The 24,810-nt window shown below is 69.5% G+C and carries 21 protein-coding genes; 17 read left to right on the top strand and 4 right to left on the bottom strand.

From position 1 onward, the window contains the following. The first annotated feature begins 116 nt into the window (after nucleotides 1-116). Nucleotides 117-383, top strand: a complete 267-nt coding sequence (locus C2U31_RS24815; RefSeq protein ID WP_103276561.1) for a hypothetical protein — start codon at nucleotides 117-119, stop codon at nucleotides 381-383. Nucleotides 384-447: 64 nt separating this feature from the next. On the opposite strand, the gene C2U31_RS24820 is transcribed toward C2U31_RS24815, so the two are convergent. Continuing rightward, the gene (locus C2U31_RS24820) at nucleotides 448-1,938 is read right to left on the bottom strand and encodes a glycosyltransferase family 39 protein (RefSeq protein WP_233772489.1); all 1,491 of its coding nucleotides are present in this window, start codon (nucleotides 1,936-1,938) and stop codon (nucleotides 448-450) included. 323 nt (nucleotides 1,939-2,261) lie between these two features. Between C2U31_RS24820 and C2U31_RS24825 the strand changes: the two genes are divergently transcribed. The 12 genes from C2U31_RS24825 to C2U31_RS24880 all read left to right on the top strand — a co-directional run bounded on the left by C2U31_RS24825 (nucleotide 2,262) and on the right by C2U31_RS24880 (nucleotide 16,661). Beyond that, a complete protein-coding gene (locus C2U31_RS24825) occupies nucleotides 2,262-2,990 on the top strand; it encodes a FadR/GntR family transcriptional regulator (RefSeq protein WP_103275237.1) in 729 nt (242 codons plus the stop codon). Between the two features lie 90 nt (nucleotides 2,991-3,080). After that, nucleotides 3,081-4,796 (top strand): thiamine pyrophosphate-binding protein, encoded by a 1,716-nt coding sequence (locus tag C2U31_RS24830; RefSeq protein WP_103275238.1) that lies wholly within the window; start codon nucleotides 3,081-3,083, stop codon nucleotides 4,794-4,796. A 16-nt stretch (nucleotides 4,797-4,812) separates the two neighbouring features. Next, nucleotides 4,813-6,060, top strand: coding sequence for a Zn-dependent hydrolase (locus C2U31_RS24835; protein ID WP_103275239.1), 1,248 nt, complete (start codon nucleotides 4,813-4,815; stop codon nucleotides 6,058-6,060). A 5-nt stretch (nucleotides 6,061-6,065) separates the two neighbouring features. Then, nucleotides 6,066-7,565 carry an aldehyde dehydrogenase gene (locus C2U31_RS24840; protein WP_103275240.1) on the top strand — a complete coding sequence of 500 codons (1,500 nt, stop codon included), beginning with the start codon at nucleotides 6,066-6,068 and terminating at the stop codon, nucleotides 7,563-7,565. Nucleotides 7,566-7,599: 34 nt separating this feature from the next. Beyond that, nucleotides 7,600-8,919, top strand: coding sequence for an ArgE/DapE family deacylase (locus tag C2U31_RS24845; protein ID WP_103275241.1), 1,320 nt, complete (start codon nucleotides 7,600-7,602; stop codon nucleotides 8,917-8,919). A 240-nt stretch (nucleotides 8,920-9,159) separates the two neighbouring features. Then, the gene (locus C2U31_RS24850; RefSeq protein WP_103275242.1) at nucleotides 9,160-10,743 is read left to right on the top strand and encodes an ABC transporter substrate-binding protein; all 1,584 of its coding nucleotides are present in this window, start codon (nucleotides 9,160-9,162) and stop codon (nucleotides 10,741-10,743) included. 88 nt (nucleotides 10,744-10,831) lie between these two features. Continuing rightward, nucleotides 10,832-11,839 (top strand): ABC transporter permease, encoded by a 1,008-nt coding sequence (locus C2U31_RS24855; protein WP_103275243.1) that lies wholly within the window; start codon nucleotides 10,832-10,834, stop codon nucleotides 11,837-11,839. Next, the gene (locus C2U31_RS24860; protein ID WP_103275244.1) at nucleotides 11,836-12,675 is read left to right on the top strand and encodes an ABC transporter permease; all 840 of its coding nucleotides are present in this window, start codon (nucleotides 11,836-11,838) and stop codon (nucleotides 12,673-12,675) included. Before C2U31_RS24855 ends, C2U31_RS24860 begins: the two co-directional genes overlap by 4 nt. 10 nt (nucleotides 12,676-12,685) lie before the next feature. Continuing rightward, nucleotides 12,686-14,356: an ABC transporter ATP-binding protein gene (locus tag C2U31_RS24865; protein ID WP_233772490.1), complete on the top strand. Its 1,671-nt coding sequence runs from the start codon at nucleotides 12,686-12,688 to the stop codon at nucleotides 14,354-14,356. Between the two features lie 31 nt (nucleotides 14,357-14,387). After that, entirely contained in the window at nucleotides 14,388-14,684 is a 297-nt protein-coding gene (locus C2U31_RS24870) for a cupin domain-containing protein (protein WP_103275246.1), read from the top strand. Nucleotides 14,685-14,694: 10 nt separating this feature from the next. Then, entirely contained in the window at nucleotides 14,695-15,753 is a 1,059-nt protein-coding gene (locus C2U31_RS24875; RefSeq protein ID WP_103275247.1) for a histone deacetylase family protein, read from the top strand. Nucleotides 15,754-15,761: 8 nt separating this feature from the next. Then, nucleotides 15,762-16,661: a DMT family transporter gene (locus tag C2U31_RS24880; RefSeq protein WP_103275248.1), complete on the top strand. Its 900-nt coding sequence runs from the start codon at nucleotides 15,762-15,764 to the stop codon at nucleotides 16,659-16,661. A 36-nt stretch (nucleotides 16,662-16,697) separates the two neighbouring features. On the opposite strand, the gene C2U31_RS24885 is transcribed toward C2U31_RS24880, so the two are convergent. Next, the gene (locus C2U31_RS24885; RefSeq protein WP_103276562.1) at nucleotides 16,698-17,723 is read right to left on the bottom strand and encodes a LacI family DNA-binding transcriptional regulator; all 1,026 of its coding nucleotides are present in this window, start codon (nucleotides 17,721-17,723) and stop codon (nucleotides 16,698-16,700) included. 157 nt (nucleotides 17,724-17,880) lie between these two features. Between C2U31_RS24885 and C2U31_RS24890 the strand changes: the two genes are divergently transcribed. The 4 genes from C2U31_RS24890 (at nucleotide 17,881) to C2U31_RS24905 (ending at nucleotide 22,662) form a co-directional block, all read left to right on the top strand. Then, entirely contained in the window at nucleotides 17,881-18,423 is a 543-nt protein-coding gene (locus tag C2U31_RS24890) for a TRAP transporter small permease (RefSeq protein ID WP_103275249.1), read from the top strand. A 30-nt stretch (nucleotides 18,424-18,453) separates the two neighbouring features. Beyond that, nucleotides 18,454-19,734 (top strand): TRAP transporter large permease, encoded by a 1,281-nt coding sequence (locus C2U31_RS24895; protein ID WP_103275250.1) that lies wholly within the window; start codon nucleotides 18,454-18,456, stop codon nucleotides 19,732-19,734. Nucleotides 19,735-19,768: 34 nt separating this feature from the next. Continuing rightward, entirely contained in the window at nucleotides 19,769-20,809 is a 1,041-nt protein-coding gene (locus tag C2U31_RS24900) for a TRAP transporter substrate-binding protein (protein WP_103275251.1), read from the top strand. A gap of 71 nt (nucleotides 20,810-20,880) precedes the next feature. Further along, a complete protein-coding gene (locus tag C2U31_RS24905) occupies nucleotides 20,881-22,662 on the top strand; it encodes an IlvD/Edd family dehydratase (RefSeq protein WP_103275252.1) in 1,782 nt (593 codons plus the stop codon). Between the two features lie 4 nt (nucleotides 22,663-22,666). Here C2U31_RS24905 and C2U31_RS24910 read toward each other — a convergent pair whose 3' ends face one another. Further along, a complete protein-coding gene (locus C2U31_RS24910) occupies nucleotides 22,667-23,062 on the bottom strand; it encodes a YbaN family protein (RefSeq protein WP_199770886.1) in 396 nt (131 codons plus the stop codon). Between the two features lie 69 nt (nucleotides 23,063-23,131). Then, nucleotides 23,132-24,442: a GGDEF domain-containing protein gene (locus C2U31_RS24915; protein ID WP_233772491.1), complete on the bottom strand. Its 1,311-nt coding sequence runs from the start codon at nucleotides 24,440-24,442 to the stop codon at nucleotides 23,132-23,134. Nucleotides 24,443-24,810: the final 368 nt, after the last annotated feature.

Consider the following 24,810-nt stretch of genomic DNA (forward strand, 5'->3'; position numbering starts at 1 on the left):
ATCTCGCGCAAACGGGGCGCGCCCCGACGCCCTGGCGGCTGCTCCGCCGGCGCGTCCCTTAAAATCCGCCCTCGCCCCCGAACCGGCAAGACTAGGAGTCCCGCATGGACACAGACATGGGTACAGAACTGGATGGCCGCCTGCTGGCCATGAGACAGGCGCTGGCCATCGCCATCGCGCTGTCGACCCGCAGCAATCCCCAGGCCACCGACATGGCGCTGGAACTGCTGGGCGACCTGAAGGCGCACATGCACGAAGCGCCGTCCGACAGCCCCTTCGAGGTGCCGGCCTGGGTGGCCGGCGCCCAGGACGAGCTGGACGGCATCGCCCGGCTGGTGCGCGCCTTCACGCAGACGCCCGAGCCCGGCGCGGCCGACGCCTAGGCCCGTTCGCGCCGGCTCCGGGCGCCGCGCGGCGCGGCCCGGGAGCGGCCCCGGATGGCGGCCGCTACGAAGCATGAGGGTCCGAGGCGCCGCAGCCATTGCCGTCCGGGCGCCTGACGCGCCAGTACAGGTTGCGGAACTCGGCCGCCACCGGCTCGAAACCCTCGGGCCGGGCCGGCGCCCGTTTCAGCTCCAGCGCGCCGCAACGGCTGGCCAGGTCGGCCGGCACCCAGGGGCTGAAACGCGGCTCGCCCTTGATCAGCACCAGGGGCCGCTCCGGCAGGCGCAGGGCCAGCGCGCCGGCCTCGGCGGGCGGCCCGGACACGAGCCTGACGGGTCCGCCCAAGGCGCGCATGGCCGGCGCATGCAGGGCCTCGGCCAGCGCCCGCGAATCGAAATAGCGCCAATCGTCCGGCTTGCGCGCGATCGCGCCGCCGGTCGGCGCCACCAGCGCCATGCGCAGCATCAGGGCGGCCTGGACCACGAGGAAGGCGACCAGCGCGGCGCGCGGGGGCACCCGCCGAGTCCAGGCGCCGCCGCCCGCCAACTCCAACGCCGCCGGCACCACGAACAGCAGATAAGGCGTGCCCCAATGCAGCTGCACGTGGGCGCCGGAGACCAGGGCCATCATGCTGACGAACAGCAGCGGCACCAGCCCGAACGCGAGCAGCAGGGCGCGCGCCGCATCGGGCGCGACATCGGCCGCCACCTGGGGAGCCGCCGGACGCAACCGGCGCGTGACCAGCCACAGGGCGGCCAGCAAGGCCCAGGCCGGCAATGCGCGGTTCAGGATCTGGTCGCCCCACCAGCGCCCCACTTCGCGCGAACGCGCGCCCCAGGACAGGTCCGCGCCCAGCGAGGACGACATCGCATAGCCCAGCGGTTCGAAGTTGTGCTCGATGAGCCAGTACAGGTGCGGGAAGAAGACCGCCAGCGCGGTGAGCGCCGCCACCTGCAGGCCGAACACCTGCATCGGATCGCGCCAGCCGCGCTGGCTGAGCCAGAACACGAACACGCACAGCGCGGCCACGGCCGCCTGGTACTTGGACAGCGCGCCCAGGCCCAGGCACAGGCCCAGCGCCACCCACCAGACGATCTTGCGCGTCTGCCAGGCGCGCCAGCAGGCGGCCGCCGCGCCGGCCACGAAGGTGATCAGCGGGATCTCGTGGTTGTAGAAATGCAGCCGGCCGTTGTAGAACGTGACGCACAGCCCGGCCAGCAGCGCGACCAACGCATACGCGCCGCCGCGCATGCCGCGCAGCATGCGCCAATAGATGAAGAACCCGCCCAGCGTGCAGAGCGCGCCCAGCACATAGGTGGTCCACGCGGACCAGCCCAGCGCCTGCACGAAGGGCCACAACAGCCAGGTCGGCAGCGGCGGATGCTTGTAGTAGCCCCACTCCAGGCTGCGCACCCAGGTCAGTTGCTCGATATTGTCCGTCGGCGGCGCCAGCGTCGAGCGCTCCAGCAGCCACAGCCAGGGCGCGGCGAACGCGATCATGCCCAGAACGACCTGCCAGGCTCGCGGCCGGATGGCGTGCAGCGTGTCCTTCAACCCTCTTGCTCCCATTTCCCGCGCATCGCGGCCGCCGGTCCCGCCGATCGCCCGGCATCGGGCGGCACGGCATTATCAGACGCATCCCCGGGGCCTGGGACGGGCTTTTGTTTAGCATTTGTTCAGAATCTGTAAAGCATTCTGCGGAGCGGCGTCAGGGGCCGAATTTCAGGCAAATTGGCCTGACCACCAGATAGTTCTCAGTACATACCCTGAGATCGTTTTCCCTTTAAATTCAATATATTTTTCTTTTATCTGGATTTTCAGGTCTATATTTACTGGCCTGACCACTTGACCAAGATTCGCGGCATTCTTCTTCCGCCATGACCACCTTCCAAGCCGTTGCCGTCACCCGCCTGTACCGCATGATCGCCGACCAAATCGCCGGCCGGATCCGCGCGGGCGATTTCCCGCGCGGCAGTCGCCTGCCGTCGGAACGCGAACTGGCGGAACAGCTGCAGGTCAGCCGCGCCTCGATTCGCGAGGCGCTGATCGCGCTCGAAATCGAAGGCTACGTGGAAGTGCGCGTCGGCTCGGGCGTGTTCGTGACCGCCCGCGAAGGCGCGGCGCCGCCGGCGCCCGCGCCCGCCGCCGGCGCCGAGGACATCGGCCCCTTCGACCTGCTGGAAGCGCGCATGCTGATCGAGCCCGAATGCGCCGCGCTGGCCGCGCAACAGGCCACGCCCGCGCAGCTGGCCGCCATCCGCGCCGCGCACGAGGGCATGTCGCTGACCGACATGCCCGGCCAGCACGACCGCGCCTTTCACAGCGCCATCGCCGCCGCCTGCGGCAACGCCGCCCTGGCCGCCAGCGTGGCGCACCTGTGGAACCTGAGCCAGAGCAGCCCCGTGTTCAGCCGGATGCAGGACTACTTCGTCAACACCAAGGTGTGGGAAGTCGCCCACGCCGAGCACCAACGCATCCTCACCGCCATCCTCGCCCGCGACCCGATCCGCGCGCGCCATGCCATGCATGTGCACCTGATCGGCATCCTGGCGCGCCTGCGGGAGGACTTCGGCGACGACGACGGGAGCATCCGCCCCGATCTCTGACCCTTGCGCGCGACCGCCGACGGCCTGACGCCGCGACGGTCGCTCCGAAACCCATCGGCGCCCCCGGCGCCCACTCCAGGGAGTGCCTGCATGACGGTAGTACCTCCTGTCCCGCGCAATGGCGGCCAGATACTGATGCAGCAGCTGCGCATCCACGGCGCGCGGCGCGTGTTCCTGGTCCCGGGCGAAAGCTATCTGCCCTGCATCGACGCGCTGCACGAACACGCGGGCGCCATCGAACCCGTCGTATGCCGCCAGGAAGGCGGCGCCGCCTACATGGCCGAGGCCTACGGCAAGCTCACCGGCGAGCCGGGCATCTGCTTCGTCACGCGCGGTCCGGGCGCCACCAACGCCAGCATCGGCGTGCACACGGCCTTCCAGGATTCCACGCCCATGATCCTGTTCGTGGGCCAGGTCGGCAACGACTTCATGGAGCGCGAGGCCTTCCAGGAAATCGACTACCGCCGCATGTTCGGCCCCATGGCCAAGTGGGTCGCCCAGATCGACCGCTGCGACCGCATCCCCGAGTTCATCGCCCGCGCCTACGCCACCGCCACCAGCGGCCGGCCCGGCCCGGTGGTGCTGGCGCTGCCCGAAGACACGCTGTGGGGCACGGCCGCCGTCCCGGACATGCCGCGCTACCAACGCGTGCCGAACCATCCCGGCGCGCCGGACCTCGAACGCCTGCGCGCCGCGCTGGACGCCGCGCGCCATCCCTTCCTGCTGCTGGGCGGCAGCGGCTGGACCGCCAGGGCGGTCGAGCGCATCGCCGCCTTCGCCCAGGCCTTCGAGCTGCCGGTCGGCACGGCCTGGCGGCGGCTGGAATGCTTCGACCAGCGCCATCCCAACGCCGCCGGCCAGGTCGGCTGGGGCATGACGGACGCGCTGCGCGCGCGCCTCGCGGCCGCCGACCTGATCCTGGCCGTGGGCACGCGGCTGGGCGAGGCCACCACCGAAGGCTATCTGCTGCCGGCCTGCCCGCTGCCGGCGCAGCGGCTGATCCACGTGCACCCCGACCCGGGAGAACTGGGCCGCGTCTACCAGCCCTGGCAGGCCGTCGTGGCCGGCCCGGCCGAATTCGCCGAGGCCGCCGCGACGCTGATCCCCGGCCATGCCGCGTCCCGCGCGCAGGCCGTGCGCCAGGCCCACCAGGAATACCTGGACAGCCTGGAGCCGCTGCCCGCGCCCGGCCCGCTGAGCCTGGACGCGCTGGCCGCCGGCGTCAATCAACGCCTGCCGGCCGACGCCTGCGTCACCGTGGGCGCGGGCAACTATGCGCTCTATCCGCACCGCTACCGCCAGTTCGCCGGCCCCGGCACCAGTCTGGCGCCGACGCTGGGCGCGATGGGCTACGGCCTGCCGGCGGCCCTGTCCGCCAAGCTCGAACATCCGCAGCGCACGGTGGTCTGCTACGCCGGCGACGGCTGCTTCCAGATGAACATGCAGGAACTCGGCGTGGCCCAGCAGTACCGCCTGGGCGTCGTGGTGCTGGTGTTCAACAACGGCATGTGGGGCACCATCCGCGCGCACCAGGAACGCGAGTTTCCCGGCCGTCCGATCGCGCTGGGCTTCGAGAATCCCGATTTCGCGCAGATCGCGCGCGGCTACCGTGGCTACGGCGAAATCGTGACGCGCACCGAGGACTTCGCCGCCGCCTTCGAGCGCGCGCTGGCCTATGCCGAGCGCGAACGCCTGCCCGCGCTGCTGGACATCCGCTACGACGCCGACGGCATCGCGCCCGGCCAGACCCTGTCGGCCATCCGCGACGCCGCCCTGGCGCGCCAGGCCGCTCCCCTCCACTCCTGAACCCTAGAGGCCGACCATGAGCAATTCCCCTCTGTCCGTCAACGGCAACCGGCTGTGGCAGTCCCTGATGGACCTGGCCCGGATCGGCGCCACCGCCAAGGGCGGCAACTGCCGCCTGGCCCTGACCGCGCTGGACGGCCAGGGCCGCGACCTGGTCACGGGCTGGATGCGTGACGCCGGCATGCGCGTGCGCGTGGACCAGCTGGGCAACATCTTCGCGCGCCGCGCCGGCCGCGATGACACGCTGCCCCCCGTCATGACGGGCAGCCACATCGACACCCAGCCCACTGGCGGCAAGTTCGACGGCTGCTACGGCGTGCTGGCGGGCCTGGAAGTGATCCGTACGCTCAACGACGCCGGCGTGCAGACCGAAGCGCCGCTGGAAGTCGCCATCTGGACCAACGAGGAAGGCTCGCGCTTCGTGCCGGTGATGATGGGCTCGGGCGTGTTCGCCGGCAAATTCACGCTGGAAACCGCGCTGTCCGCCCGCGACGCCCAGGGCCTGTCGGTGCGCGACGAATTGCAGGCCATCGGCTACGCCGGCGCGGACCCGGTGGGCGGCCGTCCGGTCAACGCCTATTTCGAGGCGCACATCGAGCAGGGCCCGATCCTGGAGCACGAGGAAAAGGTCGTGGGCGTGGTCACCGGATCGCTGGGCCTGCGCTGGTACGACATCATCGTGACCGGCATGGAAATGCACGCCGGCCCCACGCCCATGCCGATCCGTCGCGACGCGCTGCTGGCGGCCAGCCACCTGGTGCAGGCGGTGATCGGCATCGCCAACGCCAACCAGCCGCATGGCCGAGGCACGGTGGGCGAGCTGCACGCCCATCCCGGCTCGCGCAACGTCATCCCCGGACAGGTGCGCATGACGGCCGACCTGCGCCACGAGGACGAAGCCACGCTCACCCGCATGGACCAGGCGCTGCGCCAGGCCTGCAAGGACGTGGCGGCGGCCCACCATGTCGAGGTGGAACTGAAGGACGTGCAGTATTTCCGGCCCACGCCCTTCGATCCCGACCTGGTCGGCAAGGTGCGCCAGGGCGCCGCCAGCCGTGGCCTGCCGGCCATGGACATCGTCACCGGCGCCGGACACGACGCGGTGTACATGGCCTCGGTCGCGCCCACCGCCATGATCTTCGTGCCCTGCAAGGACGGCGTCAGCCACAACGAAATCGAGGACGCGCAACCGCAGCACCTGGAAGCCGGCTGCAACGTGCTGCTGGACGCCATGGTGGCGCGCGCCGGCCGCAGCGGGAGCTGAACGACATGACACTGCACACGCTGGATTACTGGCAATCGCAAGCCGCCGCGCTGCGCCCGGAAGGCCGCGCCTACATCGACGGCGCCTACGCCGATGCCGCCGACGGCGCGACATTCGAGGCCCGCAGCCCGATCGACGGCCGCAAGCTGGCCGACGTGGCCGCCTGCGGCCAGGCCGATGTCGACCGCGCCGTGGCCGCCGCCCGCCGCGCCTTCGAGGCCGGCGCCTGGTCGGCGCTGGCGCCGCGCGAGCGCAAGGCCGCGCTGCTGCGCCTGGCCGCGCTGATCGAGGCCCACAAGGAGGAACTGGCGCTGCTGGAAACGCTGGACATGGGCAAGCCCATCCGCGACGCGCTGCAGTTCGACCTGCCGGAAACCATCCAGACCTACGCCTGGTACGGCGAGGCGGTCGACAAGCGCTACGACGAGATCGCCCCGACCGGCGCCAATGCGCTGGCCACCATCACCCGCGAACCCGTGGGCGTGGTGGCGGCCGTGGTGCCCTGGAACTACCCCTTGCTGATGGCGGCCTGGAAGGTCGCGCCGGCGCTGGCGGCCGGCAACAGCGTCATCCTCAAGCCCGCCGAGCAATCGTCCCTGAGCGCGATCCGGCTGGCCGCGCTGGTCGAGCAGGCCGGCATCCCGGCCGGCGCGTTCCAGGTGCTGCCCGGCGCAGGCCCGGTGGCCGGGCGGGCGCTGGGCCTGCACCCGGACGTGGACTGCGTGGCCTTCACCGGCTCCACCGCCACCGGCAAGCGCTTCATGACGTATTCCGGCGAATCGAACCTCAAGCGCGTCTGGCTGGAATGCGGCGGCAAGTCGCCCCACATCGTGTTCGAGGATTGCCCCGACCTGGACCGCGCCGCCCTGATCGCCGCGCTGGCGATCTTCTCGAACCAGGGCGAGGTCTGCATCGCCGGCTCGCGCCTGTACGTGCAGGACGGCATCTACGACGCCTTCATGGACAAGGTCGCGCGCCACGCGGCCGCCATGGCGCCGGGCAATCCGCTGGACCCGGCCACCGCGCTGGGCGCGATGGTGGACGAACGGCAGACGCGCTCGGTCATGGCGCGCATCGCCGCCGGCCAGGCCGAGGGCGCGCGGCTGCGCGTCGGCGGCCGCCAGGTGCGCGCGGACAGCGGCGGCTGGTACATCGAGCCCACCATCTTCGACTGCGCCGGCCCCCAGGGCGCGCTGATGCGCGAGGAGATCTTCGGCCCGGTGCTGGCCGCCCAGCGCTTCGGCACCGAGGACGAGGCCATCGCGCTGGCCAATGATTCCTCCTACGGCCTGGGCGCGGGCCTGTGGACCGCCAACCTGGGACGCGCCCACCGCCTGTCGCGCCGCCTGCGCGCCGGGCTGGTATGGGTCAACTGCTATGCCGACGGCGACGTCACCGTGCCGTTCGGCGGCGTCAAGCAATCGGGCTTCGGCCGCGACAAGTCCCTGCACGCGCTGGACAAGTACAGCGACCTGAAGACCACCTGGATCGATCTCACCGTGTAGCCGCCCATCGCTCACGCGCGCACCGTCCCAGAACATGCAAAGGGGAAAAATCTTGCAGCCGGACACGCAACGCATCGCCGCCGCCATCGACGCCCTGGAACCCTATATGGTCCGGACGCTGTCGGACTTCGTCGCGGCCCAAAGCCCATCGGGCGCGGAACAACCCGCCGCCCGCTACATCGAGCAGGCCTGGCGCGAACTCGGGCTGGCGCCCGAACGCATCCTGCTGGACGACGCCGCGCTCAAGGCGCTGCCGCTCTACGCCTGCCCCTGCGGCCCCGACGATGGCCGCTACAACCTGCTGGCGCGCCACGTCCCGGCCGCGCCGGGCGGCCGCTCGGTGCTGTTCAACGGCCATATCGACGTGGTGCCCACCGGCCCCGCCGCCATGTGGTCGCGCCCGCCCTACGAGCCGGCGGTGGTGGACGGCTGGCTGTACGGCCGTGGCAGCGGCGACATGAAGGCCGGCATCGTCTGCGCCATGGCCGCCTACAAGGCGCTGCTCGACATGGGCCTGAGGCCGGCCGGCACGGTCGGCTTCAACGCGGTGCTGAACGAGGAAGACACCGGCGCCGGCACGCTGGCCACGCTCAACGCCCTGAGCCGGGCCACGGCGCGCGCCCGGCTGGAGGATTTCGACGCGGTGATCATCCCCGAACCCTTCGGCGAGGCCATGCTGCGCGCGCAGGTGGGCGTGTGCTGGATGTTCGTCGACCTGACCGGCAAGCCCGCGCACGTGGCCTACATGGGCTCGGGCGTGAATCCGATCGAGGCCGGCATCGCCGTCATGGCGGACCTGAAGGAACTGGAGGCGCAGTGGAACGCGCCCGAGCACCGCCACCCCGCCTTCGCCGACCAGCCGCATCCGATCAATTTCAACCTGGGCCGCATCGAAGGCGGCGAATGGAATTCGTCGGTGCCCTGCACCTGCACGCTGGGCATACGCTTCAGCTTCTATCCGGACATGACGCCGGAGGCCGCGCGCGACATCGTGGCCGCGCGCGTGCGCGCCACGGTGGCGCGGCTGAATCCGGCGCTGACCGTGCAGCTGCGCTGGCAGGGCCAGTTCGCGCCGGGCTGCGAGTTCGACCTGGACGCGCCCGCCATGCGGGCGCTGGCCGCCGCGCATGAAAAGGCCACCGGCCAGGCGCCGGCGAAGCTGGCCTGCACCGCCACCACCGACGCGCGCCACTTCCGCCTGATGACAGACCTGCCCGTGACCTGCTACGGCCCCGAGGCGCGCAACATCCATGGCATCGACGAATCCGTGTCGATCGCCAGCATGAAGCGCGTGGCGACGGCGATGGCGCAGTTCATCGTGGACTGGTGCGGCGTGGCGCCAGCGCCGCGCTGAATTCCATACCCAGAAAACGCCGCGATGGTGCGCGGCGCCCGGCATGCACCGGGTCCCGCACCAGAACGCGGCGCCGGCACGCAGCACCGTTGTAGCGAACAGACCCGCAGTACCCCGAGAACCCAGGTGGCATGAGGCTTGCTTGCAATACACCGCGACCGCCGCAAGGGCGTGCGCTCCTCATCCCCCCTTTTTCCAGCCCGGAGGCTCGCAGTGAACACGAACAAACGGAATCGCCCGATGCATCGCCCGACGTTCCGCCTGACATCCCGCAAGGTCCTGGGCGCGCTGGCCCTGGCGGCCCTGCTGCCGGTCGCGTCCGTCCTGGCCCAGACCAAGGGCGGCACGCTGAACATGATCGTCCAGCCCGAACCGCCGGTCATCGTCACCGCCATCAACCAGCAGGGACCGACGCAGTTCGTGGCCGGCAAGATCTATGAAAGCCTGCTGACCTACACCACCGACCTGAAGCCGCAGCCCGGCCTGGCCAAGTCCTGGGAAGCCGCGCCCGACGGGCTGAGCTACACCTTCCACCTGCAGGACAACGTCAAGTGGCATGACGGCAAGCCCTTCAGCGCCGACGACGTGGTGTTCTCGCTGTCCGACATGCTGCCCAAGACGCATGCGCGGGCGCGCGTGATCCTGAACAAATTCGTCGAGTCGGTGCAGGCCCCGGACCCGAAGACCGTGGTCGTCAAGCTGAAGTCGCCCTTCCCCGCCTTCATGCTGATGTTCGAGCCGGGCTTCGCGCCCATCATGCCCAAGCACATCTACGCCGGCACCGACTACATGACCAACCCGGCCAACCAGAAGCCGGTCGGCACCGGCCCGTTCATGTTCAAGGAATGGAAGCGCGGCGAGTACATCAAGCTGGCGCGCAACCCCGACTACTGGAAACCCGGCAAGCCCTACCTGGACGAGCTGGTCTTCAACGTGATCCCGGACGCGGCCTCGCGCGCCGTGGCCTTCGAGCGCGGCAGCGTGGACGTGCTGCGCGGCGGCGACGTGGACAACGTCGACATCAAGCGCCTGCGCGCCCTGCCCAAGGTGGAATACACCACCGCCGGCTGGGAGATGTTCTCGCCCCAGGCCTACCTGATCTTCAACATGCGCAAGCCGCCGTTCGACAACCTCAAGGTGCGCCAGGCGGTGATGGCGGCCATGAACCGCAACATGGTGGTCAACAACATCTTCTTCGGCCTGGGCAAGGTCGCCACCAGCCCCTTCGTCACCACCGAGATGTTCTACGACAAGAACATGCCGGCCATGCCCTTCGACATGAAGCAGGCGCGCGCGCTGATCAAGGAATCCGGCATCAAGCCGGGCGACTACACCATCCGCCAGCTGAGCTTCCCCTACGGCTCCACCTGGGACCGCCTGGCCGAATACACCAAGCAGGCGCTGGAGCAGCTGGGCTTCAAGGTCAACCTGGAGTCCACCGACGCCGGCGGCTGGGCCAGCCGCACCGGCAACTGGGACTTCGATCTGACCACCAACTTCACCTACCAGTACGGCGATCCGGCGCTGGGCGTGCAGCGGCTGTACATCTCGTCGAACATCGTCAAGGGCTCGCCCTTCGCCAACGTGCAGGGCTACAGCAACCCCGAGACCGACAAGCAGTGGGAAGCCGCCGCCTCGGAGATCGATCCGGCCAAGCGCCAGGCGCTGTACAGCCAGCTGCAGACCACGCTGGTCAAGGAAGTGGCCAACGGTTTCCTGGTGGACATGGAGTTCCCCACGCTGTACCGCGCCAACGTGAAGAACCTGGTCAGGACGGCCATCGGCCTGAACGAGTCGTTCGACGACGTCTACATCGAGAAATAAGTCCAGAAGCAAGCGTCTTGGGCGCCGCCGCGCGGGGCGGCGGCGCCGGGACCGCGCGGCGGCCAGTCCGCCCACGGAGGACCCGAGCATGAAATTCCTGTCTTTCCTCGTCTCGCGCATCGGCAAGGCCCTGGTGGTCGTGCTAGGCGTGGTCATCATCAATTTCTTCCTGATCCGGCTCGCGCCCGGCGATCCGGCCGCGGTGCTGGCCGGCCAGGCCGGCGCGGGCGACGCCGCCTACATCGAGCAGCTGCGCGCGGCCTTTGGCCTGGACCAGCCGCTGCTGACGCAGCTGATGCTCTACCTGAAGGGCGTGGCGCAGCTGGACCTGGGCTTTTCCTACCGCAACCACGTGCCGGTGCTGGACCTGATCGTCGAGCGGCTGCCCGCCACCTTCCTGCTGATGTCCTGCGCCTTCGTGTTCTCGATCGTGCTGGGCGTGCTGCTGGGCGTGGTCGCCGCCAAGGCGCGCTACCGCAACAAGCGACGCTGGATCGACAGCAGCGTCATGACGGGCGCGCTGCTGCTGTACGCCACGCCGCTGTTCTGGCTGTCGCTGATGGGCATCCTGCTGTTCTCGGTGGTGCTGGGCTGGCTGCCGGCCTTCGGCATGGAAACCGTGGGCGCGGGCCTGACGGGCTGGGCGCGCGCCGGCGACATCGCGCAGCACCTGGTGCTGCCCACCGTGACGCTGGGCTGCTTCTTCATGGCCGTGTACGTGCGCCTGACGCGCGCCTCGATGCTGGAGGTGATCGGCATGGACTTCGTCAAGACCGCGCGCGCCAAGGGCGTCGGCCCGGGGCGCGTGATCCGCGCCCACGTGCTGCGCAACGCGCTGCTGCCGGTCATCACCTTCGCGGGCATCCAGCTGGGCCAGATGGCCGGCGGCGCGGTGCTGACCGAGACCGTGTTCGCCTGGCCCGGCATCGGCCGGCTGATGTTCGACGCCCTGTTGCAGCGCGACTATCAGCTGCTGCTGGGCATTTTCCTGGTCACTTCCATCATGGTGGTGGTCTTCAACCTGCTCACCGACGTGCTGTACCGGCTCATCGATCCGCGCATCGGCGCGGGAGCGCAACAGGGAGCCGCCGCATGAAATCCTTCGCGCGCCGCTATATGCGCAATCATGGCGCGGTGGCCGGCCTGGTCATCGTGCTGCTGGTGGTGGCCGTGGCCCTGGCCGCGCCGCTGCTGTATGAAGAATCGCCGTGGATGATGGTGGCCGATCCGCTGATCCCGCCCTTCACCAACGCCGACTATCCCTTCGGCACCGACATGCTGGGGCGCGACATCACCGCCGGCCTGGTCTGGGGCGCGCGCGTGTCGCTGTTGGTGGGGCTGCTGTCCACCGCCGTGGCGCTGGGCTTCGGCATCGTGGTCGGCGCCATCGCCGGCTACTGTGGCGGCCGCATCGACGACGCGCTGATGCGCTTCACCGAGTTCTTCCAGACCATCCCGCAGCTGGCGATGGCGGTGGTGCTGGTGGCCATCATCGGGCCCTCGGTGTATTCCATCATGGGCGCCATCGCGCTGGTGTCGTGGCCGCCGGCCGCGCGGCTGGTGCGCTCGGAGTTCATGACGCTCAAGCAGCGCGAGTTCGTGCAGGCGGCCATCGTGATCGGCCAGGCGCCGGCCCGCATCGTCGGCACCCAGATCCTGCCCAACGCCATGTCGCCCATCATCGTGTCGGCCTCGTTCATGGTGGCAACCGCCATTCTCACGGAGTCCTCGCTGTCCTTCCTGGGGCTGGGCGACCGCAACGAGATGAGCTGGGGCTTCATGATCGGCGCGGCCCGCACCATGATCCGCGAAGCCTGGTGGATGAGCGTGTGGCCGGGCGTGGCCATCCTCCTGACCGTGCTGGCCATCAACCTGATCGGCGAAGGCCTGAACGATGCCCTCAACCCGCAGCTGCGCAAGCGCGGCGAATAGGAGCCCAGCCATGAAACCCCAAGGCATGCCGGCCGCCGCGCCGGCCACGGGCGACGCCCCGCTGCTGTCCATCCGCAACCTCAGCATCGCCCTGCCCGCCGGCGGCGACCGCGCCTATGCGGTGCGCGACGTGTCCTACGACATCCGCGCCGGCGAGATCCTGTGCATCGTCGGCGAATCCGGCTCCGGCAAATCCATGAGCGCCAACGCCATCATGGGCCTGTTGCCCGACTACCTGACGCCGCAGCAGGGCAGCATCCTGTTCCGAGGCGCGGACCTGCTGCGCCAGGACGAGGCCAGCCTGCAGGCCATGCGCGGCAAGGACATGGCGATGATCTTCCAGGAGCCGCTGTCGGCGCTGAACCCGCTGATGACGGTGGGCGAGCAGATCAGCGAAGTCATGCGCGTGCACGACGCCTATCCCGGCCCCGCGCGGCTGGCGCGCGCGCTGGAACTGCTGGCCTTCGTCGGCCTGCCCGATCCGGCCACGCTGTACCACGCCTATCCGTTCCGCCTGTCCGGCGGCCAGCGCCAGCGCGTGATGATCGCCATGGCGCTGGCGCTGGAACCGGCGCTGCTGATCGCCGACGAGCCCACCACCGCGCTGGACGTGACCACGCAGGCGCAGATCCTGGCGCTGATTGCCCGCATCCAGAAGGAAAAAGGCATGGGCGTGATGTTCGTCACCCACGATTTCGGCGTGGTGGCCGAGATCGCGCACCGCGTCGCCGTGATGGAAAAAGGCGTGCTGGTCGAACAGGGGCCGGCGGACGAGGTGCTGAATCGTCCGCGCCATCCCTACACCCAGCGCCTGATCGCCGCCGTGCCGCATCGGCGCGGCGAGGAACGCGCGGCCGGTGGCGGCGAGCCGCCGGTGCTGGACGTGCGCGACCTGCGCAAGACCTATGTGATCGGCCATGGCTGGCTCGGCGGCCGGCGCGAGGTGCACGCGGTGGACGGCGTCAGCTTCAGCGTGCGGCGCGGCGAGACGCTGGGCATCGTGGGCGAGTCCGGCTCGGGCAAGTCCACCATCGGCAAATGCCTGCTGAAGCTCGTCGGCATCAATGGCGGCCAGCTGCTGTTCAACGGCCAGGACATCGCCGCCATGCCCGAATCGCGCTTCCGCCCGATGCGCAAGGACATCCAGATGATCTTCCAGGATCCCTTCGCCTCGCTCAATCCGCGCCACACCGTGGGCCGCATCATCAGCGATGGCCCGCGCGCCAACGGCGTGCCGCAGGCGGCGGCCGAGGCGCGGGCGCGCGAACTGCTGGCGCTGGTGGGGCTGGAGCCATCCGCCTTCGACCGCTACCCCAATCAGTTCTCCGGCGGCCAGCGCCAGCGCGTGGGCATCGCGCGCGCGCTGGCGCTGGAGCCCAAGGTGCTGGTGGCCGACGAGTCGGTATCGGCGCTGGACGTATCGGTGCAGGCCCAGGTGCTGGAGCTGCTGCGCGAGCTGCAACAGCGCCTGCGCATCGCCCTGGTCTTCATCACCCACGACCTGCGCGTGGCCGCCCAGATCTGCGACGCCGTGCTGGTCATGCATCGCGGCAAGGTCGTGGAACACGGCACGCCATCGCAGATCTTCGACCGCCCGCAGCACGCCTATACGAAGCAATTGATCGCCGCCGTGCCCGGCCAGCACTGGGATCCGACCCAGGCCCGCGCCCAGGCGGCATGACGCCCCCCCACACCACACAGGAGACGCATCCATGCAACGCCCCCAGGCCGTTCCCACCGTGCAGATCGACAACGAATTCGTCACCGTCACCGAATGGCGCTTCCCGCCGGGCGGCGAGACCGGCTGGCACCGCCACGGCATGAATTACGTGGTGGTGCCGCAGACCACCGGCCCGCTGCTGCTGGAAACGCCCAACGGCCCGGTCACCAGCCAGCTGACCGCCGGCGTGTCGTACTATCGCTCGATTGGCGTGGAACACAATGTGATCAACCCGGGCGAAGCCGAGTTCGTATTCGTCGAGGTCGAGATCAAACAGGCATCGCACTGACGGGAACCCCATGCAAGCCTTTTTCTCCGACGAACAACTGCTGCACGAGCCGCGCCAGTTCATGCGGCTGGGCCGCATCAGCGCGCCCACCGATCTGCCATCGCGCGCCGGCAGCCTGCAGGCCGCGCTGGCGGCCCGAGGCATCGCGGTGCAGGCGCCGCCCGATTTCGGCCGTGAACCCTTGCTGGCGGTGCACAGCGCCGATTATCTGGACTATCTGGAACACGCCTACGCCCGCTGGCAGGCCTTGAAGGGGCCCGGCGTGGATCCCGGCCCGGAAGTGCTGCCCAACCTGTCGCCCTACCTGAACGGCCGCGTCGAGGCGGACGGCCGGCCGCCCTGCCCCTCGCCGTCCATCGTCGCCCAGACCGGCTATTACCTGAGCGACCTGTCCTGCCCCATCGGCCCGCACACCTGGCGCTCGGCGCTGCGCTCCACGCACAGCGCGGTCGCGGCGGCCGACCACGTCGCGGCGCACGGCGGCGCGGCCTATGCGCTGTGCCGCCCGTCCGGCCATCACGCCCACCGCGACCGCGCCGGCGGCTTCTGCTACCTGAACAGCAGCGCGGCCGCCGCAGCCCGGCTGCGGCGCACGCATGCCCGCGTGGCGGTGCTGGACGTGGACGCGCACCATGGCGACGGCACGCAGCAGATCTTCTACCGCCGCGCCGACGTCATGACGGCGTCGCTGCACGCCGACCCGGCCGGCTACTACCCGTTCTACAGCGGCTATGCCCATGAACGCGGCCATGGCGAAGGCGAAGGATTCAACCTGAACCTGCCGCTGCCACACGGATCCGGCAACGATCCCTTCCTGCGCGCGCTGGACACGGCGCTGGCGGCGCTGGCCGGCCACGCGCCCCAGGCCCTGGTGCTGGCGCTGGGCTTCGACACCTACAAGGACGATCCCATCAGCGTGCTGCGCCTGGACATCGATGCGTACCGCGACATCGGCGCGCGCATCGGCGCCCTGGGACTGCCCACCGTGGTGGTGCAGGAAGGCGGCTACATGGTCGAGGCCATCGGGCCGGCGCTGGACGCCTTCCTGCAAGGCCTGGGCCGGAGCTGAACGCCGCGATGCCTCCTCCCGCCCGCTCCGAGGCCCTGTCCTCGCCGGCCGCCGGCGCGGCCGCCTCGCGGCGCGCCGGCGTGCTGCTGTTCTTCGCCGCGCTTGTCGCCTTCGCCACCTTCGACGCCGGCGCCAAGCGGCTGCTGGAACACTATCCTGCGCCCTTCCTGAACGTGGTGCGCTACGTCGCCGTGGCGACACTGGCGCTGTTCCTGCTGTGGCGCGCGGGACGGCCGCGCCTGCGCGACGCGCCACACAAGGGGCTGCTGGTGCTGCGCGGCCTGATGCTGGCCACCGTCGGCACCTGCTTCATGACGGCGCTGATCTGGATGCCGCTGTCCGAAGCCACCGCCATCTATTTCACGTCGCCGCTGATCATGGTGGCGCTGTCGCCCTGGCTGCTGGGCGAGCGGGTGCGCGCGGCGCAATGGGCCGCCGTCGCCGTCGGCTTCGCCGGCATGCTGCTGATCGTGCGGCCCGGCGCCGACCTGCCCTGGCTGGGCACACTGCTGATGGCGGTGTCGGCGGTGAGCTACGCGGTGTTCCAGGTGCTGACGCGCAAGCTCGCCGGCCCGGTGCCGGGGCCGGTGCAGTATGCCTACACCGCCCTCATCTGCCTGATCGCGACCGCGCTGCCCGCGCCGTTCTTCCTGCCCGATCCCTGGCCGGCGGCGCCGGACCTGGCGCTGATCGTGGGCCTGGGCCTGTGCAGCGGGCTGGCGCAGATCCTGCTGATCTCCGCCTTCCAGCGCGTGCCGGCGGCCACGCTGGCGCCGCTGAACTACTTCCAGCTGCTGCTGGCGGTGATCTTCAGCACCTTCTGGCTGCAACGCCCGCCCGACAGCCTGGCCATGGCCGGCATGCTGCTGATCATGGCGGCGGGCATGTTCCTGGCGCTGCGGCGCTGACGGCGACGCGCCATTCAGCGCCTGGCCGCCGGCGGTTCAGGTCGTCTGCCGGCGCACCAGCTCGAACCCCAGGTCCACGTGACGCCGCTCGATGGCCTCGCCGGCCAGGTGGCGCATCAGCAGGCCGGCGGCGGCCAGCCCGATCTCGTAGCGCGGCGTGGCGATGGTGGACAACGGCGGCGTGGTCCAGGCCGAACCGGCCAGATCGTGAAAACCCACCAGCCCGATCCGGCCCGGCACGGCCAGCCCCAGCCGCGCGCACTGGAACACCGCGCCCTGGGCCAGGTCGTCGTTGACGAAGAACACGGCGTCGCAATCCGGATGCTCGCGATGCACCCGGTCCATCAGCGCCGCCCCCAGGCCGATCGAGGATTTCTCCGGCGTCATGATCTCCAGCGCCGGATCGTAGGCGCCGGCGTCGCGCAGCGATTGGCGGCAACCCTCGCAGCGGCGCAGCGAGCGTGGATCGAGCTGCGCGCCCACGATGGCGATGCGCCGGTAGCCGCAATCCAGCAGATGCCGCCCGGCCGCGTAGCCGGATTCGAGTTGCGAGAAGCCCACGCTCATGTCCGCGCCGTCGTCCAGCGTCTCGATGGTGTGGACGGTGGGAATCTGCCGGGCGCGCAACAGGTCCCAGACGCCGGGCGTGTGGTCGATGCCGGTCAGGATCAGGCCGTCGGGCGCGTGCCGCAGATAGGTGCGCAGCAGGTTTTCCTCGGCCTCGGGCGAATAGCCGGTGACGCCGATCAGCATGAGATAGCCCTGGGCGTCCAGCGCCTCCTTGATGCCGCTGAGGATGTCCACGAACACCACATTGCTCAGCGACGGGATCAGCACCACCACCGTCTGCGAGCGGGCCGAGGCCAGCGCGCTGGCCGCGTGGTTGGGCACATAGCCCAGCTCCTGGCAGACCTGCGCAATGCGCAGGCGCACGGGCTCGGCCACCTTGTCCGGCGTGCGCAGCGCGCGCGACACGGTGATGGCGCTCACGCCCGCGCGCCGCGCCACTTCCTGCATGGTGACGCGGCCGGCGCGGGTGCTTCGAGGTTTGCGGATCGACATGGGCCTGGGCCAGGACATACCGGGAAGGCGGAGGGAAGCGCGTAGTCTGAACGAAAGCGCGGGGCTTGCCAAACGGAAAATGTTAGCACTAACATCCGAAACACAAATACCCGCCGGAACCCGATGCCGGACGGAAAAAACGAGGAGACACCCCCCCATGCGAGCTTCCCCGCCCGGGCGGCCCGGCGCGTCGGCGCTAGCCCGCGCCGCCGACTGCTGTGCCCGTCTGCAAACACTGCTCATGGTCGCCTGCCTGGCGGTCATGGTGCTGCTGCTGTTCGGCAACGTCGCGCTGCGCTACCTGTTCAACTCCGGCATCAACGTGTCCGACGAACTGTCGCGGCTGGCCTTCGTCTGGATGATCTTCCTGGGCTCGGTGCTGGCGCTGCGCGAACACCAGCACATCGGCGTGACCATGCTGGTCGAGCGTTTCGGCCCGGCCGCGCGGCGCGTCACGCACGTGCTGTGCCAGCTGCTGACGCTGTGGGTGCTGTGGCTGATGGCCGAGGGCAGCTGGACCCAGACCCTGATCGGCCTGGACACGCGCCTGCCGGTCACCGGCCTGCCGCTGGCGGTGTTCAACGCCGCGGCGCTGTATGCGGCGGCGGCCATGGGCCTGCTGACGCTGGTGGACCTGGTCCGCGTCCTGGCGGGCGGCCCCCTGCCGGCCGAATCCAGCGCCGAGAATCCGCTGGACTGATCCCCTCCCCACACCGCCCGGACCCGAAAGATGATCCTGACCGTCTTCCTGATCGTGCTGCTGGGGCTGATCGCCCTGGGCATGCCCATCGCCTTCGCGCTGCTGCTCAGCGCGATCGCCATGATGTTCCAGCTGGATTTCTTCGATACCCAGATCCTGTCGCAGAACATGCTGTCCGGCGCCAACAGCTTCACGCTGATGGCCGTGCCGCTGTTCATGCTGGCCGGCGAGCTGATGAATGCCGGCGGCATCTCGCGCCGCATCGTCAACCTGGCCAGCATGTTCGTCGGCCACATCCAGGGTGGCCTGGGCTATGTGGCCATCTTCGCCAGCGTGCTGCTGGCGGCGCTGTCCGGCTCGGCGGTGGCCGACGCCGCCGCGCTCGGCTCGCTGCTGATCCCCATGCTGCGCGAAAAAGGCTACGACGCCGGCCAGGCTTCCGGCCTGATCGCCGCCGGCGGCATCATCGCGCCCATCATTCCGCCGTCGATCTCCTTCATCATCTTCGGCGTCGCCACCAATGTGTCCATCACCAAGCTCTTTTTCGCCGGCATCGCACCGGGCCTGATGATGGGCCTGACGCTGGTGGCGGTGTGGACCTGGGTGGCGCGCAAGCACGGCGCCATCAAGCCCTCGCCGCGCCAGCCCTGGGGCGCACGGCTGCGGGCGCTGCGCGAGGCGGGCTGGGCGCTGATGCTGCCCGTCATCATCATCGGCGGACTGCGCGGCGGCATCTTCACGCCGACCGAGGCGGCCGTGGTGGCGGCGGTCTACGCGCTGCTGGTCAGCCTGTTCGTCTACCGCGAGATCAAGGCGCGCGACCTGATGCCGCTGTTCATCAACGCCGCGCGCACCACCGCGGTGGTGATGTTCCTGGTGGCGGCGGCCATGGTGTCGTCCTACATGATCACGCTGGCCGACATGCCGCAGGACCTGATCGCGCTGCTCGATCCGGTGCTGGACCAGCCCAGGCTGCTGATGTTCGCGCTGCTGGTGCTGCTGACGCTGGTCGGCACGGTGATGGACCTGACGCCCACCATCCTGATCCTGGCGCCGGTGCTGATGCCGGTCATCACCAAGGCCGGCATCGACCCGGTCTATTTCGGCGTGATGTTCGTCATGGTGGGCTGCGTGGGCCTGCTCACGCCGCCGGTGGGCACCGTGCTGAACGTGGTCTGCGGCGTGGCCCGCATCAATATGGAAACCATCTGCAGGGGCGTGTGGCGCTACGTGGTCGCCTACACGCTGCTGCTGGTCCTGCTGGTGATCTTCCCCGAACTGATCACCGTCCCCGCGCGCTGGATGCACTAAGGCGCCCATAAGAGAAAAGCCAAGGAGGAAAGACATGTTCAAGCTGTTCCATACCCCGATCAAGACCCCGCTCAAGACCCGCATCCTGGTCCTGGCCGCCGCCCTGTCCTGCGCCGTGGCGGGCGCCGCCTCGGCGGCCGACGTCAAGCCGCGCCTGATCCGCTTCGGCTACGGCCTGAACGAGGAAAGCGTGCAGGGCCGCGCCGCGCGCCACCTGGCGCAGGAACTGGAGAAGATCAGCGGCGGCAAGCTGAAGATGAAGACCTTCGGCTCGGCCAACCTGGGCTCGGACGAACAGATGCAGGGCGCGCTGGCCGGCGGCGCCCAGGAAATGATGGTGGGCTCGACCGCGCCGCTGGCCGGCATGGTCAAGGAATTCGGCGTGTTCGACCTGCCGTTCCTGTTCAACAGCGAGAAGGAAGCCGACGCGGTGCTGGACGGCCCGCTGGGCCAGGACCTGCTCAAGAAGCTGGAGGCCAAGGGGCTGGTGGGCCTGGTCTATTGGGAGAACGGCTTTCGCAACATGACCAACTCCAAGCGCCCCATCGCCCGCGCCGAGGACCTGCAAGGCATCAAGCTGCGCGTCATGCAGAACCAGATCGCGCTGGGCGTGTTCAATACGCTGGGCGCCAACGCCGTGCCCATGCCCTTCTCCGAACTGTTCACGGCGTTGGAAACGCGCACGGTGGACGGCCAGGAAAACCCCATCACCACGATCCAGAGCAGCAAGTTCTATGAAGTGCAGCCCTACCTGACCATCACGCGCCACGTCTACACGCCCTGGGTGGTGCTGGCCTCGAAGAAATGGTGGGACAAGCTGTCGGCCGACGAGCAGCAGCTGATCCGCCAGGCCGCCGCGTCGTCGCGCGACTTCGAGCGCCAGGACAGCCGCGCCGACTCGCTCAAGGCCATGGGCACGCTGGAGCAGCACGGCATGAAGATCAACACCGTGTCGGCCGATGAAGTGGCGCGCATGCGCCAGAAGGTGCAGCCGGTCGTCGACAAGTACACGCAGGAACTCGGCCCCGAACTGATCAAGCAATTGAACGAGGAAATACAGAAGGCCCGCAACTGAGTCCTGCGCCCCGGGGCATCGTCCCGGGGCGCGGCTCCCCCGAAGCAAGCAACGAAGCACGCGAGATTCCCATGTCCCAGACACCCCGCAGACTGCGCAGCCAGAAATGGTTCGACGACCCCTCCCACGCCGACATGACGGCGATCTACGTCGAGCGCTACCTCAACTACGGCCTGACGCGCGAGGAGCTGCAATCGGGCCGGCCCATCATCGGCATCGCCCAGACCGGCAGCGACCTCGCGCCCTGCAATCGCCACCATCTGGCGCTGGCCGAGCGCGTCAAGGCCGGCATCCGCGACGCGGGCGGCATCCCGATGGAGTTCCCGGTCCATCCGCTGGCTGAACAGGGCCGCCGCCCCACCGCCGCGCTGGACCGCAACCTGGCCTACCTGGGACTGGTGGAAATCCTGCACGGCTATCCGCTGGACGGCGTGGTGTTGACCACCGGCTGCGACAAGACCACCCCCGCCTGCCTGATGGCCGCGGCCACCGTGGACATTCCCGCGATCGTGCTGTCCGGCGGACCCATGCTGGACGGCTGGCACGACGGCCAGCGCGTGGGCTCGGGCACGGTGATCTGGCACGCGCGCAACCTGATGGCGGCGGGCAAGCTCGACTACGAAGGCTTCATGACGCTGGCGACCGCGTCCTCGCCGTCCGTCGGCCACTGCAACACCATGGGCACGGCGCTGTCGATGAACTCGCTGGCCGAGGCGCTGGGCATGTCGCTGCCGACCTGCGCCAGCATCCCCGCGCCCTACCGCGAGCGCGGCCAGATGGCCTACGCCACCGGTAAACGCATCTGCGACATGGTGCGCGAGGATATGCGGCCGTCGCGCATCCTGACCCGCGAAGCCTTCGAGAACGCCATCGTGGTGGCCTCGGCGCTGGGCGCGTCCAGCAACTGTCCGCCGCACCTGATCGCCATGGCGCGCCACGCCGGCATCGACCTGAGCCTGGACGACTGGCAACGGCTGGGCGAAGACGTGCCGCTGCTGGCCAACTGCGTGCCCGCCGGCGAGCACCTGGGCGAGGGCTTTCACCGCGCCGGCGGCGTGCCCGCCGTGCTGCATGAATTGCAGGCCGCCGGCCGGCTGCACGACGGCTGCCTGACCGTGTCCGGCCAGACCATCGGCGAGATCGCCGCCGCCGCCAAGACCCGCGATCCCGACGTCATCCGCAGCTGCGCGCAGCCGCTCAAGCACCGCGCCGGCTTCATCGTGCTGTCGGGCAATTTCTTCGACAGCGCGGTCATCAAGATGTCGGTGGTGGGCGAGGCCTTCCGCCGCGCCTACCTGTCCGAGCCCGGCGACGAGAACGCCTTCGAGGCGCGCGCCATCGTGTTCGACGGCCCCGAGGACTATCACGCGCGCATCGAGGACCCGGCGCTGAACATCGACGAGCATTGCATCCTGGTGATCCGGGGCGCCGGCACCGTCGGCTATCCCGGCAGCGCCGAGGTGGTCAACATGGCCCCGCCCTCGCACCTGATCAAGCGCGGCATCGACTCGCTGCCCTGCCTGGGCGACGGCCGCCAGAGCGGCACCTCGGCCAGCCCCTCGATCCTGAACATGTCGCCCGAGGCGGCCGTGGGCGGCGGGCTGGCGCTGCTGCGCACCGGCGACCGCATCCGCGTCGACCTGAACCAGCGCTCGGTCACGGCCCTGGTCGACGAGGCCGAGCTGGAGAAGCGCCGCGCCGAGCCGGCCATGCAGCCGCCGACCGCGCAGACGCCATGGCAGGAGATCTATCGGAAGATGGTCGGCCAGCTGTCCACCGGCGGCTGCCTGGAGCCGGCGACGCTATACCTGAAGGTGGTGGAAACGCGCGGCGATCCCCGGCATTCGCATTGAGGGTTCAGGCGTCGTCCGGTCCGCCGGACGGCGCCTGCGCGCGCGGACTGGGGCGCGACAGCACGTAGGCCGCGCTGGCGATGAAGAACAGGCCCACGCCCAGGGCCAGCGGCCAGGACGGATGCGCCCCCCACCAGAACAGCGCGTAGCCGACCGCCATGCCCAGCGTGGCGTAGGTCTTGCCCTTGCGCGACACCGCGCCCTGCTCGCGCCAGGCGCGCAGCGAAGGACCATAGGTGGGGCTGTCCAGCAGCCATTTTTCCAGCCTGGGAGAAGAGCGGGAAAAGCAGCCCACCGCCAGGATCAGGAAAATCGTGGTCGGCATCACCGGCAGGAATGCGCCGATGACGCCCAGCGCCACCATCACGCAGCCCAGAACCAGCCAGATCGCTCTCATCATGATGGACAGCAGGATATCGCAAAAGCGATGCGGCCGATGGCGCCGCCCGGCCGGCCCGGAGCGCCGCGTTCAGCCGTCGTACACCACCGCGCGATCACGGCCCTCGCGCTTGGCCCGGTACAGCGCCAGGTCGGCGCGCCGGATCACGTCCGAGGTGCCCGTGTCGCCCGGCACGAAGCGCGCGATGCCGCCGCTGGCCGACAGTATCAGGGGATCGTCGCCGAATTCCAGCGCATGGTTGCGCAGGGCCTCGCGCAGCCGGTCGCAGACCGCCAGCGCCGTGCCGGGATCATCGCCGTCCAGCAGCACCAGGAACTCCTCGCCGCCCAGGCGTCCGATGGCGTCGCCGCCGCGCACGCAGGCGCGCAGCTGGTCGCAGAAGTGCCGCAGCGCGGCGTCGCCGGCCAGGTGCCCGTAGCGATCGTTGACCTGCTTGAAGAAGTCCAGGTCCAGCATCAGCGCGGTGAAGGCCGCGCCCGGATCCAGGCGCGCGGCGTTCAGCTTCAGGCTCATGCGCCGCAGGATCTCGGCCCGGTTCCAGCAGCTGGTCAGGCTGTCCACCGTCGCCATCCTGGCGATCGCGGCCTGCGCCCGCCGGCTTTCGGTGGCATCCAGCCCGATGTTGATGATGCGGCCGTCGGGCAGGCTGACGTTCGACCACATCACGGTCAGCCGCTCGCCCGCGCGCGTCAGCGGGTGCCACTCGCGGAACGTCCGGCACGGCGCGCTGTCCACGCTTTCGCGCACCCGCGCCCGGTCCGAGGGATCGGGATAGAACAGCGCCAGCGGATCGTCCTGGCGGTTGATCTCGGCGATCGACCAGCCGAAGCGGCGTTCGCACTCCTCGTTCCACAAGGTGCAGCGGCCGTCCGAGTCGAAGGCGTTGATCAGCACCGGCGCGCTGTGGAACAGCGCCTCATACTGCGTCACCAGCCCGCGCCAATCGTCGGCGCGACGGCGCAGTTCGCGATAGCCGAGCACGCTGCGCCGCGCATAGGACGCCAGGATGCCCAGGGCATCGCCATACGCGGCGGCAGCGGGCACCGCCCGCCGGAAAACCAATGCCACATGCCCGCGCAACGCGCCGTCCGGATCGCGCAAGGCCCTGGCTGTGCAGGCCCGCGCGCCTTCGCGGACGAACCAGGGCGCGTCCGGCAGCGTGCCACCGCCTTCATCTACCCGGAAGGCATCCCCGCCCGCCGCCAAGGCCACGTGCATCGCCTGGGCAGCCTGGCGCAAGGGCGCGTCGGAGCGCTCCGCGACGATCAGCTCGGACTCGCCATCGCGCGTCAGCAGCACCCACGCGATATCCGCCCCAAGCGCGGCGCGGGCCTGATCGACCAGATAATGGAAGAAGCCCTGCTCGGGGGCGTCGGCCAATAATCGGTTTACCGCAAGCAATATACCGGCGGCGTCGGCAGGCGGCGCCAAGGGATTAACGCCTTCATTCAAGGAAGGGGGGCGCATGGTCTCGAAGTCAAACCGGGGATAAGGGGTAAGGCCATCAGCGGAACCGCAAGGCCTGTCGTGCGGCCGCGCGATTCGAATAACACCGGAATGGCGGCCTGAAGCTGCGCCAGTATAGGAGCAATGCGGGGCCGATAATGCCAAGAATCGTCAAGGCCGTGATTTTGAAACGGGGTTTTCCTGTTTTCCGGAAAATGCGCCTCCTCGCCCTCCACAATCAAAGCCTTCCGGTGACGCGCTATAACTGAATCCTGTCCCGATCCGATTCCAGGAGTTCCGCA

Origin of the sequence: Achromobacter sp. AONIH1, assembly GCF_002902905.1 — a bacterium.
Taxonomy (GTDB): Bacteria; Pseudomonadota; Gammaproteobacteria; order Burkholderiales; family Burkholderiaceae_B; genus Achromobacter.